General features: G+C 69.9%; 8 protein-coding genes and 1 pseudogene. 6 read left to right on the forward strand and 3 right to left on the reverse strand.

Annotation, left to right across the window (positions count from 1 at the left end; all coding sequences use genetic code 11):
• Window positions 1-909, reverse strand: coding sequence for a LysR family transcriptional regulator (locus AB8P05_RS27385; RefSeq protein ID WP_472761241.1), 909 nt, complete (start codon window positions 907-909; stop codon window positions 1-3).
• Window positions 910-1,374: 465 nt separating this feature from the next.
• On the opposite strand from AB8P05_RS27385, the gene AB8P05_RS27390 reads away from it, so the two are divergent.
• Window positions 1,375-1,797: a hypothetical protein gene (locus AB8P05_RS27390; RefSeq protein ID WP_472761242.1), complete on the forward strand. Its 423-nt coding sequence runs from the start codon at window positions 1,375-1,377 to the stop codon at window positions 1,795-1,797.
• Window positions 1,798-1,804: 7 nt separating this feature from the next.
• Here the strand turns inward: AB8P05_RS27390 and AB8P05_RS27395 are convergent, their stop codons facing one another.
• Window positions 1,805-2,434, reverse strand: coding sequence for a DUF3102 domain-containing protein (locus AB8P05_RS27395; RefSeq protein WP_472761243.1), 630 nt, complete (start codon window positions 2,432-2,434; stop codon window positions 1,805-1,807).
• A 127-nt stretch (window positions 2,435-2,561) separates the two neighbouring features.
• Window positions 2,562-3,212 carry a ParA family protein gene (locus tag AB8P05_RS27400; RefSeq protein WP_472761244.1) on the reverse strand — a complete coding sequence of 217 codons (651 nt, stop codon included), beginning with the start codon at window positions 3,210-3,212 and terminating at the stop codon, window positions 2,562-2,564.
• Window positions 3,213-3,731: 519 nt separating this feature from the next.
• On the opposite strand from AB8P05_RS27400, the gene AB8P05_RS27405 reads away from it, so the two are divergent.
• From AB8P05_RS27405 to AB8P05_RS27425, 5 genes and pseudogenes are all read left to right on the forward strand, one after another.
• Window positions 3,732-8,948: a two-partner secretion domain-containing protein gene (locus AB8P05_RS27405; protein ID WP_472761245.1), complete on the forward strand. Its 5,217-nt coding sequence runs from the start codon at window positions 3,732-3,734 to the stop codon at window positions 8,946-8,948.
• Between the two features lie 271 nt (window positions 8,949-9,219).
• Complete coding sequence (gene hmgA, locus AB8P05_RS27410; RefSeq protein ID WP_472761246.1) at window positions 9,220-10,524, forward strand: homogentisate 1,2-dioxygenase; 1,305 nt, start codon at window positions 9,220-9,222, stop codon at window positions 10,522-10,524.
• A gap of 140 nt (window positions 10,525-10,664) precedes the next feature.
• Window positions 10,665-11,162 carry a class I SAM-dependent methyltransferase gene (locus AB8P05_RS27415; protein ID WP_472761247.1) on the forward strand — a complete coding sequence of 166 codons (498 nt, stop codon included), beginning with the start codon at window positions 10,665-10,667 and terminating at the stop codon, window positions 11,160-11,162.
• A gap of 346 nt (window positions 11,163-11,508) precedes the next feature.
• Window positions 11,509-14,307: pseudogene (locus AB8P05_RS27420) on the forward strand (ABC transporter transmembrane domain-containing protein); the annotation flags it as partial.
• A gap of 289 nt (window positions 14,308-14,596) precedes the next feature.
• Entirely contained in the window at window positions 14,597-16,366 is a 1,770-nt protein-coding gene (locus AB8P05_RS27425) for an ABC transporter ATP-binding protein (protein ID WP_472761248.1), read from the forward strand.
• Window positions 16,367-16,401 lie beyond the last annotated feature (35 nt).

Raw genomic sequence — 16,401 nt, forward strand, 5'->3', positions numbered from 1 at the left:
TCAACCGGCTGGCGGCGGGGGCAGGAAGAGCGCCTGCTCCCGCCGGACCAGATCGGCGATGTAGTCGGCGGTCATGGATATCCGCGCCAGCGACCGCAGATCCTCGTGCACGATCAGCCAGAAGGACCGGGTGATCGTCAGCTCTTCCGGCAGGACCGGCACCAGATCCGGTTCGCCCTGGGCGATGAAGGCCGGCAGCATGCACAGGCCGGCCCCGGCCTGCGTCGCCTTCAGCTGGGCGACGAGGCTGCTGCTCTTGATGCGCGGCGCCACCTCCCCGATGGTCTCGACATAGTCCAGTTCGGGGGCGAAGATCAGGTCGTCGATGTAGCCGATGAAGGACTGGCCGCGCAGGTCGGCGCGGCTGCGGATCGGTGGCCGGGCGTCCAGATAGGCGGCGGTTCCGTACAGGCCCAGCCGGTAATCGGTCAGCTTGCGGGCGTAAAGCCGCCCTTCCTGCGGGCGCGACAGGCTGATGGCGATGTCGGCTTCGCGCTTGGACAGGCTGAAGACGCGCGGCATGGCGACCAGCTGCACCTCCAGCTCCGGGTGCCGCTCGCACAGGCTCCCGATGCGCGGCGCCAGGAAACAGCTGCCGAAGCCGTCCGGCGCCCCGATCCGCACCGCGCCGGCAAGCGCCAGATCGCCGTCGGCCACCATGCCCTGGGCGAGGAAGGCCGCACTCTCCATCACCTCGGCGGTCTGTTTCAGCCGCTCGCCCTGGGCGGTAAGGGTAAAGCCGCTGGGGCGCCGTTCGAACAGGGTGACGCGCAGCGCATCCTCCAGCGCCGAGATGCGGCGGCTGACCGTGGTGTGGTCGGCGCGCAGCCGCTGAGCCGCCGTGGTCAGCGTGCCGGCGCGGGCAACCGCCAGGAAGAATCGCAGGTCGTTCCAGTTGAAGTCGGCCATGTCCCCCGGCGCCGCCGTCCGTTCTCTCTGGTGAAGCAGGGGCCGAACTGTCCCATCAACCCGCCCGCCTGACAAGGGCGCCAACCCTCCCCTGCGACAACGCCGCACCCCGGCGGATGGGAAATGCCGAAAGAGCCTGCCCCGAAGAGGTACCGCATCTACCGGGGACCGCCCCCATTTCGCGTGGACGAAGCGCCCGCCTGTTGCGTTTATCTGTTGGGGGATGCGGCGTTCCTGACGACTGCGAAGAACGAAAGGACGGGCGATGCCGGGTGAGGGCCGGACGGTGAAACGAAGCGGATCGGCGATGGAAAGGATCGCGGCGGCGGCGCTCGCCGTCCTTGTCGCGGCTGCGGCACATCCGGCCGCCGCGGAACCGCTGCTATCCGCGCCGGAGGCCGAGGCCCCCATCTCCTCCCCCTGCCCTCCCCCGCCCCATCCGCGCCCGGTCCGGCGGCAGTCCCGGTGACGGTTCAGGCCCCGGCCACGCCCCAGACCGACGCCTTCGACTGCTGGCTTCTGGACCCGGACCGGCTGGAACAGGCGGCCGACCGCGGACTGTGCGGCGATGCCTTCGCCCGCGCGCCGGAGATCGCCGCCCTGCCCGACGCGCCTCCCCTGCCCGCCCTGACGCCGCCGCGCAAGCCCAAGGCCCCGGACCGGCGGGTCCGGGCGTCCAGCCGCGGCTCCAGCCACAGCGAAACCCATGCGATGGGGACATCGGCCGCGCGGGCTTCCCGCACCGGCGGCGGTGGTAACGGAAACGGTGACTTCTTCACCAGCTTCCAGCGCGATTTCCGCGCGCTGACCGACCTGCTGGGCGGCGGTTCGTCACCGCGCCGCGGTGGCGACGGCGGCCCCGGTTCCCACACGTCGCACCGGAACTGAGGCCGCTTTACGACGCGTCGCCGTCCGGCTCCGTACCGATATCTTCCGCCTCAACGTCGATGGTGACGCCGGTGCGGCCCGGCCGGCCATGCTCATGGTCCGGATCGATGCCGTGGTCGCGCCGCAGCTCGTCCCGGACCTCCGCCATGCGGGCGCGCAGCCGGGCATATTCGGCCAGAAGCTGGCGCCGCCGGTCGTTCGGCGTCACGTCCTTCGGCGGGCGCAGCGAACGCTTGAAGTCGATCAGCTGGCGACGGGTGACGTCGGGACGAACCAGCCCCTGCGCCTTCGCGCGCTCCAGCTCGTCCGGGGTCATGGTGACGATCTGGTAGGCGACGCTTTCCGCCCCCGGCAGCACGTCCAGCGACAGCCGGCCGGTGTCCACCGCCTCCGCCACCGCACGGAAGCGGAAGGCGGTCTCGACCGAGAAGGGCATGTCGCTCTCGATCATCGCCTCGAACTCGCCATGGGGCAAAATCTCCTTGGCGCGGTTCAGATAGCGGCCGATCGACAGGAACTCCTTGCGGCTGCGGTTCCAGTGGTACCGGATTTCCTGGGCGAATTCCTGCCGGGTGTGGCAGGGCACGATGGCGTCGCTGATGTCGGACGCCCGCCGGTCGGCCTTGGACGGTGCCACCGCCGTGCTCCGGGCCGGCGCCGAGGGCGCCGCCGCGGGTTGGGCGGCGGGCGGGGAGCGGACTTGCCCTGCTCCGCCACCTTCTTCATGAAGGATTTCACGTTGGCCATATTCACATCCCCCGGGTTCAGATCCCCAGCTCGTGCCGGATGAAGTACCAGGCACCCAGGCATTCGTCGGCGCCGTTCACGGCCCCCACATCGACGATGGAGCAGCCGATGTCGTCGACCCGGTGCATGTCCTCAATGTCCGGCACCTCGTGCGGAACCAGCCGGCCGACACGGCCCAACTCCAGCTTGGCCTCCCGCAGGCTGACGGACCGGCGCTTGACCCGGTTCAGCAGGAAGGCGGCGGGACGGCCGTAATCGCGCAGGAACTCCATCCAGGGGATGACGCTCATCTTGTCGAAACGCCCGACGCCGGTCGGCACCAGCACGAGGTCGGCGCGGCGCAGCAGGATCTTGGTCGCTTCGGGATAGAGTTCCACCGACGGGGGCGTGTCGATGAAGACCACGTCGTAGCGGCCGGGGTCGATCTGGGCGAGCGCCGAGTCGATCTCCTCCAGCGTGCCTTCGTAATGGTCGATGGCGGCGACGTCGTGCGGACGGCGCAGCTCATGCCACTGGCCCAGCGTGCGCTGCGGATCGAAATCCAGCGTCGCCACCCGCATGCCGTCCTTGGCCGCCGCCACCGCGGTGTTCTTGCAGCTGGTGGTCTTTCCGGTGCCGCCCTTGGGCGCGCTGTAGACCACCCAGCGGGCGGGCTTCTGCGCAGCCATCTGTACCGGCTCGGTGGCGCTTTGGCCTGCCTGCCTGCCGGTTGATTTACCTGCCTGTTTGCCTGCAGATTTCCGTGTGGCGACGGCGGTCGGATCGGCCATCTGTTCCCCCTGCAACGCGTGATGGCCTTCTTATTAGCGGATCGTCCGCCGGGTCGAAAGGGCAAAGGCGGCACCTGGACCATGGAAATAGAGGGATTTCTGTACCGCAAATCCATTACCGGTAACGCTTTCCGGACCGGATCCGTTACCGGTAACGCTTCCGCCGCGAAACGCACGCCCTCCCGCATTGCGCCGGCGAAATATTCTGTCACCACTTTCGGCGTTTCCGCATCGCCCCGGCGTCGCTAAAATGTTTCGCACTCCACGAAATCGGACAGGGTATCGCCTTTGCGCGAGCGTCGGGGGCATGGGCTGGGGATCGGATCGGTGATGCGGGGATCGGGTGTGAAGAACGAAACGGCGGGCCAGGCTGCGGACCGTCGGAATGGACGTGTCCAGAGCGGGCTGAGGCAAGCTTTGCGTCGCACCACCGCATTGGCGGGGGCCGCGCGCCTGACCGTCCTCACCGCCATGCTCGCGTTCGCCCTGCCCCTGCCCGCCCTCGCCAATCCCGAAGGCGGCGTGGTCACCGACGGCAGCGCCACCATCCAGTCCACCGGCCCCGGCCGGCTCGACATCATCCAGTCCAGCTCGAAGGCGGTCATCGACTGGCAGCGCTTCGGCATCGGCGAGCACGAGCACACCAACTTCCAGCAGCCCGACGCCAACGCCATCACGCTGAACCGCGTCACCGGCCCCGACCCGTCCGCCATCCTGGGCCGGCTGACCGCCAACGGGCAGGTCTGGCTCGTCAACCCCAACGGCATCCTGTTCGGGCCGAACGCCCGCGTCGATGTCGGCGGGCTGATCGCCACCACCCACGACATCCGCAACGACGACTTCATGGCCGGCCGCCACAGTTTCGAAGGCCGCGCCGGCTCCACCGCCACGGTGGAGAATGAAGGCACCATCACGGTCGCCCAGGCCGGGCTGGCGGCGCTGGTCGCCCCCGGCGTCGCCAACCGCGGCACCATCCAGGCCCGCATGGGCGAGGTGACGCTGGCGTCCGGCCGCCGCTTCGTCGTCGACCTGTTCGGCGACCAGAAGATCAACATCGCCCTCGACTCCCAATCCGACGCCAAGACCGACGCGCGCCCCGTGGGGGCCGACGGCAAGCCGGTGGACGCGCTGGTCAGCAACAGCGGCACGATCTTCGCCGACGGCGGCCGGGTGCAGATGACCGCATCCGCCGCCAAGGGGCTGGTCGACCGCGTCGTCAACATGTCCGGCACCGTCCAGGCCCGGCGGGTGGAACAGCAGGGCGGCGACATCGTCCTGCTTGGCGACGGCGGCGAGGTGGAGGTGTCGGGCACGCTGGATGCCAGCGGCAGCGGCGCCGGCCAGACCGGCGGCTCCGTCACCGTGTCCGGCAACCGCACGGCGCTGGCGGCATCGGCGCGCGTCACCGCCTCCGGTCCCGCCGGGGGAGGGGAGGTGATGATCGGCGGCGACGTGCAGGGCGGCAAGGCATCCGCCGCCACGCTGGCCGGCTACAACATCCGCCCGGCGCGCAAGCCGGTTCCGCCCTCCAGCGAAACAGTGGTGGCGCAGGGGGCGACCATCGCCGCCGACGCCACCCAGAGCGGGAAGGGCGGCAAGGTCGTGGTGTGGGCCGACGGCAGCACCCGCTTCGACGGCACCGCCTCCGCCCGCGGCGGCGCAGCGAGCGGCGACGGCGGCTTCGTCGAGACGTCCGGCAAGCTGTCCCTGCAGGTGCGCGGCCGGGTCGATGCCGGGGCGGCGGCAGGGAGGGGCGGGTCCTGGCTGCTCGACCCGACCAACATCACGGTGGCGTCGAGCGGCGGGACCATCAGCGCCGGCACGATCGAGGCATCGCTGGATACCGGCACCGCCGTCACGCTGCAGACCGAGAGTGCCGGCAGCGAGGACGGCGACATCATCGTTGCCCAGGCCATCACCAAATCGTCCGGCGGCGACGCCTCCCTGACGCTGCAGGCCCACCGCAACATCGTCGTCACCGAGAACATCACATCCACCAGCGGCGCCCTGAACCTGACGCTGAATGCCGCGACCGGCGCAGGCAACGGCGTGGTGTGGGTGACCGGGCAGGACCAGACGAAGACCGTCAGCATCGCCACGAACGGCGGCAGTTTCATCGTCGGCGGCGGTTCCGACCCGACGACGAAGCCGGCCACCGGCCTTTCCGGCGTCTATACTCCGGTTAGTGAGCAGGTTGGCGTCCAGTTCACTTATGCCACAGTCACCACCGGGGCCGGCTCGATCCTGGTCAACGGTGCCGGCGGTGAAAACGACAAGGAGGGGAACCACGGCATCGCCCTCTACAACAGCCGCCTGGAAACGACGACCGGCTCGCTTACGTTGAGCGGGAAGGGCGGCAATGGCATGTACCACGGCAACAACAACGGCGTGCTGATCTCCAACTCCACGCTGGCGACGGCGGGTGGCGCGGTCAACGTTACCGGTGTGGAAGGTGGTGGCGAAAGTTCCGTCGGAAGCGACGCGGTGCGCATCGAAGGCACATCGCGCATCGCCGTGCTCGGCAACGGACCGATCAGCATCACGGCCGGCCAGTATTCCGACGGCGACATCGTGCTGAGCGGCGCGCAGATCACCACCGACGCCGCCGCCATCACCCTGAATTCCGGCGGCAACCTGCTGCTGAGCGAGGGCACGGGCCTCTATTCCGATGGCGCCGTGACCCTCAAATCGGCGAGCGGAACCTATCTGACGGACAGCACCATCGTGACCGGCGGTTCGCCCGTGACGATCAGCAGCAACAGCTCCGGCTCCGGGGGAGCGATCAATCTGACCACCAGCCGCATCGCCACGTCCGGCGGCGCCATCACGCTGGGGGGCGGCACCGATCCTGCCCAATATGCAGCCAAAGGCGGTTCGGAGAACTACGCCGGCGTGACGATCGCCGGCAGCACGGTCGACTCCAACGGCGGCAACATTTCCATCCGTGGCGAAGGTGCCAACTCCGACAGCGAAGGCCATGGCGTGTCGATCACCGGCGATTCGACGATCGACTCCGGCACGGGGACCATCGCCATTCACGGCAAGGCGGTTTCCTACTCCGGCTGGAACGCCGGCGTATTGATCGCGTCCGATCCCAACGCCAGTTCCCCCAGCAGCGGCCCGACCATTCGGTCGACCTCGTCCGCCGCCGACGCCATTTCGATCAGCGGCGACGCCAGCGAGGTCGATGCCGAAGAAGCCTGGGGTGTCAAGATCCAGGGTACGGCGACACTCACCTCGTCCGGCGGCGTCGCCATCACCGGCAAGGGCGGGACATCGGCCGTCACATATGATGTCGCCGGGATCGGCCTGGATGCCGAAACGGACGGCGAGATCCGGATCGTGGCCGCCGCCGGGGAGGTCTCCCTGCAGGGCACCGCCGGGACCGCCGGGACCGGCGGGATGGCGCTGGACCTGTACCGCAACGGCAACGTGGTGATCAGCAGCACGCCGGCACCGCCGCCGCCGCCCCCACCACCACCTCCTCCTCCGCCGCCTCCGCCGCCGCCGGTGATTCCGCCGGTGACGCCCACGGAGCCGGAGGTCCCGACCACGCCCACCACCCCTCCGACCCCGACAACGCCGACCGTTCCCACCACGCCCGGAACCGGCGATGGGAGCGGCGGCACCGGCACACCGTCCACCGGCACGGATAGCTCCGGAACGGGCACGGGCAGCACCGGGACCGGATCGACGGGCGGTACGACGGACACCGCCTCTTCGAACACGCCGTCGACCACCACACCCTCGTCGGACGCTCAGTCCGCCGCGGCCGGGAACGGGTCCGTGCAGACGGTGCTGCAGACGGTGGCGCAGATCGCCGCGAACCCGACGACCACGGCCAGCACCACCACGACGTCCGCGACGCCCCGAAGCACCACGACAACGACGGCCGGCAACTCGGCGACCGGATCGGCGATCGAATCGGCGGCCAACGCCTCGGCCGGCGCGGCCGCCCCGCAGACCTTCCTGTCGACGCTGGAACAGGGCACGGCCAATCAGGGCACGGACACCCAAGACGGGGCGGGGCAGGGCACCCAATCCTCCGGGGCCGCCCAGCCGGGCGGAAGCGGCCCGACCTCTCCGCCGCCCCCGCCGCCCGCTCCGGCGACGGTGGTCCTGGCGTCCGGACGGTCCGTAACCTTCACGGCGGAGGCAACGCAGGCCTACTCCTCCGGCGCCACCCTGTCGCAGCCGGGGCCCCAGCTGCTCGCCTCGCCCCAGGTCCAGGCGGCGGCCGGCACCATCATCCAGGCGGCCGGCGGTGGCGGCAGCGGCATGGTGCAGGCGGTGACGGCGTTGGCGACCGGCGGCATGTCGCTGCCGGAACAGCGGGCCGTGCTGGCCAGCGTCCCGGTCCCCACCCTGATCGGCGGCTTGGCCGCCAGCGGCGACCCGGTGGCGGCGCGCGTCGGCGGCATCCTGCAGAACAGCGCGGCCGGCCAGTCCGGCGGCTATGCCCAGGTCCGCGCCGCGGTGACCCAGGCGAACCTGCCGCCGGAGGTCGCCCGCACCTATCTCGCCATGGTGCAGCGGGTGGAGCGCGAACAGCGCACCCAGGCCTTCTCCGGCGCGCTCCGTCAGCTGGTGGCGAACCCGGCGGCGGCGGACATGTTCGGCCGGCCGACCGCCGCCTCCGCGGCGCCCAGCCTGCAGCAGGCGCGTGGCGGCCGCACCCGCGGCGGCACCATGACCCTGCGCGGCATCGTCGCCGACAGCGCCAATCTGGCCGAGGCGCGGGTGAACGGCCGCTGGGTCTTCATCGACGAGCAGGGGCAGTTCCGCACCAGCATCCCGGTGGAGCCGGGGGCGACCGAAGCCACGCTGACCATGACCGACGAAGCGGGCAAGACGACCGAGCAGCGCATCGCCATCGAGGCCGCCGCCGCGTCCCCCGATCCGGCCGCCCCGCCCAAGCCGCGCAAGATCGCCCTGATGATTGCGGTCGACAGCTACCGCGACACCGGCATCCCGGCGCTGTCCACGCCCGACGCCGACATCAAGGCGGTGGGCAAGGCGCTGAACGACCATCTCGGCTACGAGACGCGGGTGCTGCGCAACCCGACCAAGGCGCAGATCGGCGAAGCCCTGCGCAAGCTCGGCCGCGAGGTGGGCGAGCAGGATCAGGTGATGGTCTATTACGCCGGCCACGGCTATGAGCTGGCGGAGACCGGTGCCGGCTATTGGCTGCCGGCCGACGCGGAGACGACCAGCGCCCGCAACTGGGTGTCGAACAACGACATCGGCCGCTTCCTCAGCCGCATGCCGGCCAAGCATGTGATGCTGGTGTCGGACAGCTGCTATTCCGGCGCCTTCACCAAGGAACAGAAGGTCGATGCCGCCCGCATCGCCAACGAGCAGGAGATCCGCCAGCGCCGGTCGGTGATGGCGCTGTCGTCGGGCGGCGACGAACCGGTGGCCGACGGCGAGGTGAACTCCCCCTTCGCCGCCGCGCTGAAGAAGCGGGTGCTGGCGCTGCCGAAGGACAGCAACGGCTTCGCGCTGTACCAGCAGGTCCGCCAGGACGTGACCAGCGAGGCGCCGCAGACCCCGCAATACGGCGTGATCCGCACCGCCGGCTACGACGAAGGCGGCGACTTCCTGCTGGACCTGCCCGACCGCGCGATGAACTGAGGCGGGGAGGGGAGGTGTTGCTGCGGATGCCCCCTCCCCATCCCTCCCCCACCTTCGGTGGGAGAGGGGGTTAGAACGCTTGTCGGCGTAAATCAGTCGCGAAGCGGCGGAGTTCCCTCTCCCGCGAGAGCGGGGAGGGTTAGGGAGGGGGCACCCGCAACCACTCCCCCAATTTCCACTGGCGCATAGTTTCAAAAGAAACTATATGAGCGACAAATGGTCGCGCCCGGCTCCACGCCGGCCGCATCCCCCGGATAAGGGAGCAGCCCGCATGACGCCCTCCGCCTTCACCTACCGGTCCGGCTTCGGCAACGAGTTCGCGACGGAGGCGCTGCCCGGCGCGCTGCCCGTCGGCCGCAACTCGCCGCAGCGCCCGCCCTACGGCCTCTATGCCGAACAGATCAGCGGAACCGCCTTCACCGCTCCCCGCGCGCACAACCGCCGCTCCTGGCTCTACCGCATCCGTCCGGCGGTGGTGCACGAGCCGTTCCGGCCACTGGAGTCCGGCCGCCTGACCAGCCGCTTCGACGATGTGCCGGCCCCGCCGACGCAGCTGCGCTGGAATCCGCCGCCGATGCCGGAGGCGCCGACCGATTTCGTCGCCGGGCTCGTCACCATGGGCGGCAACGGCGGGCCGCAGGCGCAGACCGGCTGCGGCATCCATCTCTACGCCGCCAACCGGTCGATGGAGGGGCGCTTCTTCTACGATGCCGACGGCGAGCTGCTGATCGTGCCGCAGCAGGGCCGCCTGCGCCTGTTCACCGAACTGGGCGTGCTGGAGGTCGAACCGCAGGAGATCGCGCTGATCCCCCGCGGCCTGCGCTTCCGCGTCGAGCTGCCGGACGGCACGGCGCGCGGCTATGTCTGCGAGAATTTCGGCGCGCCGTTCCGCCTGCCGGACCTCGGCCCCATCGGCTCCAACGGGCTGGCCAACCCGCGCGACTTCCTGACGCCCGATGCCTGGTACGAGGATGTCGAGGGCGCCTTCGAACTGGTGGCGAAGTTCGACGGCGCCCTGTGGAGCGCGCCCATCGGCCACTCGCCGCTGGACGTGGTGGCGTGGCACGGCAACCATGCGCCCTGCAAATACGACCTGCGCCGCTTCAACACCATCGGCTCGATCAGCTTCGACCATCCGGACCCGTCGATCTTCCTGGTGCTGCAATCGCCCAGCGACACGCCCGGCGTCGACAGCATCGACTTCGTCATCTTTCCGCCGCGCTGGCTGGTGCAGGAGGACACCTTCCGTCCGCCCTGGTTCCACCGTAACGTCGCCAGCGAGTTCATGGGCCTGATCCATGGCGTCTACGACGCCAAGGAGGAGGGGTTCCTGCCCGGCGGGGCGAGCCTGCACAACTGCATGAGCGGCCACGGGCCGGATGCGGAGACCTTCGCCAAGGCCACCGCCGCCGACACGACCCGGCCGCAGCGGGTCGGCGACACCATGGCCTTCATGTTCGAAACGCGCGCCGTCATCCGTCCGACGCGGCACGCACTGGAAACTGCGCAGCTTCAGCACGATTATTACCGCTGCTGGCAGGGGCTGGCGAAGCGCTTCGACCCGAGCCGCCCGTAAGCGGGCAGGGCGGGGGCACCCGCCGGCCCCGACCACGCGACATTTTGTCTCGACGGCACGCGCGCGGCCTTTCACACTGCACGCGTGCCGATCCGCGAAGCGCAGGGGAGGGGCCGATGGGGGCCGCTATGGGCAAAGAGATGGAATCCCGGTCGCTGCTCGACCGCATGATCGACCGGCTGACCGTGCAGCGCAACGCGCTGGCCTGGGCCGAGCGCGCCGTCGCCGGCCGCGACGGCATGGTGCTGGAGGTGGGGCTGGGCAAGGGCCGCACCTTCGACCATCTGCGCCACCTGTTCCCGCCGCGCGACATCCTGGTCTTCGACATGTGGGTCCGCGTGCCGCCGGACCTGACGCCCGACGAGGACCGCCTGTTCGTCGGCGATTTCCAGGAAACCATGCCGGCGGCGGCCGAACGGTTCGGCCGCTGCGCCCGGCTGGCCCATGCCGATTTCGGCAGCACCGACCGCAGCCACGACGCCCGCCAGGCGGCATGGCTGGCGCCGCTGATCGACGGGCTGATGCTGCCGGGCGGCGTCGTGCTGTCCGACCGGCCGCTGGAGCGCCCCAACTGGACCCCGCTTCCCCTGCCGGCGGACGAACGCTGGTCCTACCATGCATGGCGGGTGGAAGGCTGAGCGGAGCGGCGCCCATGAAGGGGGCGGGCATGCCGGGGGAAGGCGCGGGGCCGGCAGTGGAAAACGGCCCGGCCGACGCCAATCTTCTGTCCCTTCCGCCCCAGCGGACCCCGGCACCGGTGCCGGGCTCCGTTCGGGCGGACGACGGTCGCGACGCTGAAGGCCATTGATGGACCGCAATATTTTTCAGTTCATTTGGAAGCACAGCGGCCGACAGCAGATCCTGCTCGCCCTGTTGACCATCGCATCCTTCCCGGTGCTCTACGCATCGCTGGAACTGCCGAAGATCATCATCAACCGGGCCTTGTCCGATCCCCAGCCGGAACGCGAGATCCTGGGCGTCACGATGGGGCCGGTGACCTACCTGCTGGTGCTGTGCTTCACCTTCCTGGCGCTGGTGCTGGCCAACGGCGCCTTCAAGATGCGCATCAACACCTTCAAGGGGGTGGTCGGCGAACGGCAGGTGCGGCGCCTGCGCTTCATGCTGCTCGACCGCATGCTGCGCTTCCCGCTGCCGCATTTCTCCAAGGTCAGCCAGGGAGAGCTGATCTCCACCGTCGCCTCGGAAACCGAACCGCTGGCGGGATTCATCGGCGATTCCTTCGCCCAGCCGCTCTACCAGGGCGGCACGATGCTGACGATCCTGCTGTTCCTGTTCATCCAGCAGCCGACCATCGGGCTGGTGTCGATCGCGCTGATCCCGGTGCAGGCCTACATCATCCCCAAGCTGCAGATCAAAGTGAAGATGCTGGGGAAGGAGCGGGTGCGCAAGGTCCGGCAGCTGTCCGAGCGCATCGGCGAAAGCGTGGAGAATGTCCGCGAGGTCCGCGTCAACGGCACCATCCGCTACGTCCTGGCCGAATTCTCCCAATATCTCGGCAGCATCTACTGGATCAGGCTGGAGATCTACAAGCGCAAGTATTTCGTCAAGTTCCTGAACAACTTCATCAACCAGATCACGCCCTTCTTCCTGTTCTCCATCGGCGGTTATCTGGTCCTGCAGGGCGACCTGACCATCGGCGCGCTGGTGGCGGCGCTGTCGGCCTTCAAGGACCTGACCGCCCCCTGGAAGGAACTGCTCGACTATTACCAGAACATGATCGACGCCCAGATCAAGTACGAGCAGATCGCCGACCAGTTCTCCCCGCCCTTCCTGTTCGAATGGGCCGCGCCGACGCCCGCCACGCCCACCGACCTGAAGGCGCCGCTGCGGCTGGAGGCGGTGACCTGGGCCAACGAGTACGGCGACCGCATGCTGCAACGGCTGTCGCTGGAGGTGCCGCCGGGCGCGCTGGTCGGCATCGCCGGCACCAACGCGCTGGCGCTTCGCCGTCTGGCCGAGGTGCTGGTGCGCCTGTCGCCGCCGACCTCCGGCCGGATCACCATCGGCGACCAGACGCTGGACCAGCTGCCGCTCGACCTGCTGGGGCGCCGCATGGCCTATGCCAGCCCGGAACCGCGCATGTTCACCGGCAGCATGATGCAGAACATCACCTACGGCCTGCGCCATCGCCCGCCGCCCGACGATCCGGAGACGATGAGCCCCGCCCGCCGCCGCGAGATCGTGGAGGCGGAGGCGTCCGGCAACTCCGCCGACAGCATGGAGGGCATCTGGACCGACTTCGCCATGATCGGCGCCACCGACTGGGCCAGCCTGCGCCCCTGGTTCATGCAGTGTCTGGCGGCGACCGGCGGCGAGAGTGCGGTCTACCAGCGCGGCCTGCGCGAGGTGTTCGATCCCGACGACTATCCCTTCGTCGCCCAGCCGCTGCTGCGCGCCCGCCACTGGCTGCGCGACGCCATCACCGAGCGCGGCATGGACACGCTGCTGGCCCGCTTCGACCGCGACCGCTTCAACCCCTATGCCAGCCTGGCGGAGAACATGCTGTTCGGCCTGCCGGACGGCAAGCGGCTGACCGTCGCCCGCATGGTCTGCGACCCCACCATCCGTGCCCTGATGGAGGCGCACGGGCTGTGGGACTCCGCGGTTCGCATCGGCCGGCGCTTCGCCATGCGGGTGGTGAGCGTCTATCGCGACAGCGCCGACGGCGACGTCATGATCATGCGCTACCCGCACATCGACGACTCCCTGTTCGAGGAGCTGGTGGAGGCGGTCACCCGCCTGAAGCGCCGGTCGGAGCGGCCCCAACGCCGCCACCAGGAGGCGGACACGCTGCTGTTCGCCACCATGTTCCTGATGATCGTGCCCAAGCGCGACGGCATGGACTTCGCCCCGCCGCCGGAGCGCGAGGCGATCATGGCGATCCGCCGCCGCCTGCTGGACGACATGCCGCATGAGCTGCGCGACAAGGTCGCGGTCTTCGACCCGGATCTCTACCACCCGCGCCTGAACGTGATGGACAATCTGCTGTTCGGCCGCATCACCACCGAGGATCCCCGCGCCATCACCCAGCTGCGGTCCCTGGTGGACGAGGCGCTGGAGCGGACCGACGCGCGCGCCTTCGTGCTGATCCTGGTGGCGCTGGGCGAGGTCGGCATCGGCGGCTCGCTGCTGCCGATCAGCGTGCGCCAGCGGGTGCAGCTGATCCGCGGCCTGATGAAGAAGCCCGACATCTTCGTCATCTATCAGGCGCTGAACAGCTACGACCCGGAGGAACGGCTGCGCATCTTCCTGCGCATGAAGGAACTGCTGCCGACCATGACGATGATCGTGCTGGAGGAGCGGATCACCGACAACCCGGCCTTCGACGCGCTCTACGACCTGGAGGACGGCCGGCTGGTCCGGCGCGGCCAGAACGGCGGCGACGCCGACGACGACACCATGCCCGGCGATGCAGAGGGTACCGACGAGCCGGCGCTTCGCCTGCTGTCCCGCTCCCCCGTCTTCTCCGACCTGCCGGAAACGGTGCTGCGCCGCATGCTGGCGGCATCGGAATGGCGGGCGGTATCGGCCGGCGACTTCATCTACCGCAGCGGCGAGCAGTCGGAATACGTCTTCGTCCTGGCGGAGGGCGAGGCGGAGCTGGTGCGGCTGATGCCCGACAACCAGCCGCCGCTGCACATCGCCTACATCAAGCCGCCGGAGGTGATCGGCGAGGTGGAGCTTCTGGCCGGCGTCCGCCGCTTCTCCACCATCCGGGCGCGCACCGACCTGCGTCTGCTGCGGCTGGACGGTGCGGCGATGCTGCGGCTTCTGCCCTCGGTCCCGGACCTGCCGATGCGGGTGATCCAGCAGATCGGCAAACGCCTGACCAGCGAGGGACCGGCCGGTTCGACGCCGACGCCCTCGGATGCTCAAGTCCCTCTCCCGCCCCGGGAGAGGGAAGGGACCCATGCGGAGCATGGGAAGGGTGAGGGTGAGGCAAAAGGCGATGATCCATGTCCACATTGCCCCTCACCCTCCCCACGCCTTCGGCGTGGGTTCCCTCCCTCTCCCGGGGCGGGAGAGGGCATTCCTCCTGGAGAGCTGAACGATGCTGAAGGTGGAGGGCCTGACGATCCGCTTCCGCAATGCGCCGGTCGACCGTCCGGTCGTCGACGGCGTCGGCTTCTCGGTCGGGGCGGGGCAGAGCGTCGCGCTGGTCGGCGAATCCGGATCCGGCAAGACGCTGACCTGCCGCAGCATCCTGAGCATCCTGCCGCGCGGGGCGGAGGTGACCGGCGGCTCCATCCTGTTCGGCCGGGGGCCGGAGGCGGTCGACCTGCTGCGCCTGTCGCGGTCGGGCCTGCGCGACATCCGCGGCAGCCGCATCTCGATGATCTTCCAGGAACCGATGAGCGCGCTGTCGCCGCTCCACAGCATCGGCGACCAGACGATGGAGGTGCTGCGGCTGCACGGCCACTGCAACCGCCGGAGCGCCCGCGACCAGTGCCTCGCCATGTTCGACCGGGTCGGCTTCCCCGATCCGCTGCGCGCCTTCCGCTCCTTCCCGTTCCAGCTGTCGGGCGGCCTGCGCCAGCGGGCGATGATCGCCATGGCGATGGTGGCGCGCCCGCAGCTGCTGATCGCCGACGAACCCACCACGGCGCTGGACGTCACGCTGCAGGCCCAGGTGCTGGCGCTCATCAAGGAACTGCAGGCCGAGACCGGCATGGCGGTGCTGCTGGTCACCCATGACCTGGGGGTGGTCGCCAACATGGCCGACGCCGTGGTGGTGATGCGCGCCGGCCGGGTGATGGAGTCCGGGTGCTGTGCCGACGTGCTGGGCCGGCCGCTGCACGGCTACACCCGCAAGCTGATGGCCGCCGCCCCCTCCATCCCCGAGATGACCTGCGCGCTTCCCGCCACGGGCGCGGAGGACGCCATCCTGGAGTTCCACGGCGTCGCCAAGACCTACGAGCGCGGCTCCACCCGGGTGAGGGCGCTGGACGGCATCGACCTGTCCGTGCGGCGGGGGGAGACGCTGGCCATCGTCGGCGAGTCAGGATCAGGCAAGACGACGATGGCGCGCCTTGCCATGTTGGCGGAGCGGCCGGACCCCGGCGGCCGCCTGCTGTTCCGGCCGTCCGCCGGGGAACCGCCGCTCGATCTCCTATCCGCCGCGGGGCCGGAGCTGACCGCCTACCGCCGCCGTGCCCAGATGGTGTTCCAGGATCCCTATGCCTCCCTCAGCCCCCGCATGAGCGTCGGCGAGATCATCGCGGAGCCGCTGGCGATCCACGGCGTCTGCGGCCGCGGCGAGGGGCGCGAGCGGGTGCGGGCGCTGATGGCGCAGGTCGGGCTCGATCCCGCCTGGGCCAGCCGCTATCCCCACGCCTTCTCCGGCGGCCAGCGCCAGCGCATCGGCATCGCCCGCGCGCTCGCCCTCGATCCCCAACTGCTGATCTGCGACGAACCGACCTCGGCGCTCGACGTGTCAGTGCAGGCGCAGGTTCTCGACCTCTTGGAATCGATCAAGCGGCGGCTCGGCCTCAGCCTGATGTTCATCTCGCACGATCTGGCGGTGGTGGCGCGGCTGGCCGACCGGGTGGCGGTGATGCGCGCCGGCCGGGTGATGGAGCAGGCGCCGCCCGCCGTCCTGTTCTCCGCCCCGCTGCACCCCTACACCCGCGCGCTGATCGCCGCCTCGCCCGAACCGGACGTCAGCCGCCCGATCGACGTCGCCACCGTGGCGCTGGGTGCCGGCGCCCCCGACCTGTGGCCCGAACCCTTCCGCCCCACCCCCGACGGCGCCCCGCCCCCGCTGGTGGAAGCCGCACCCGGCCATTTCGTGAGGGGCCATTTCGCGAGGCGGGCGGCATGATCAAGCGCTTTCCCATCACCGGAGACTCTCATCCT

The sequence above is a fragment of the Azospirillum sp. VT-I1 genome (assembly GCF_055698305.1).

Coding starts and splice junctions, on each gene's coding strand:
- AB8P05_RS27425 (WP_472761248.1), top strand. CDS start 14,597: ATGCTGAAGGTGGAGGGCCTGACGATCCGCTTCCGCAATGCGCCGGTC.
- AB8P05_RS27385 (WP_472761241.1), bottom strand. CDS start 909: ATGGCCGACTTCAACTGGAACGACCTGCGATTCTTCCTGGCGGTTGCC.
- hmgA (WP_472761246.1), top strand. CDS start 9,220: ATGACGCCCTCCGCCTTCACCTACCGGTCCGGCTTCGGCAACGAGTTC.
- AB8P05_RS27400 (WP_472761244.1), bottom strand. CDS start 3,212: ATGGCTGCGCAGAAGCCCGCCCGCTGGGTGGTCTACAGCGCGCCCAAG.
- AB8P05_RS27415 (WP_472761247.1), top strand. CDS start 10,665: ATGGAATCCCGGTCGCTGCTCGACCGCATGATCGACCGGCTGACCGTG.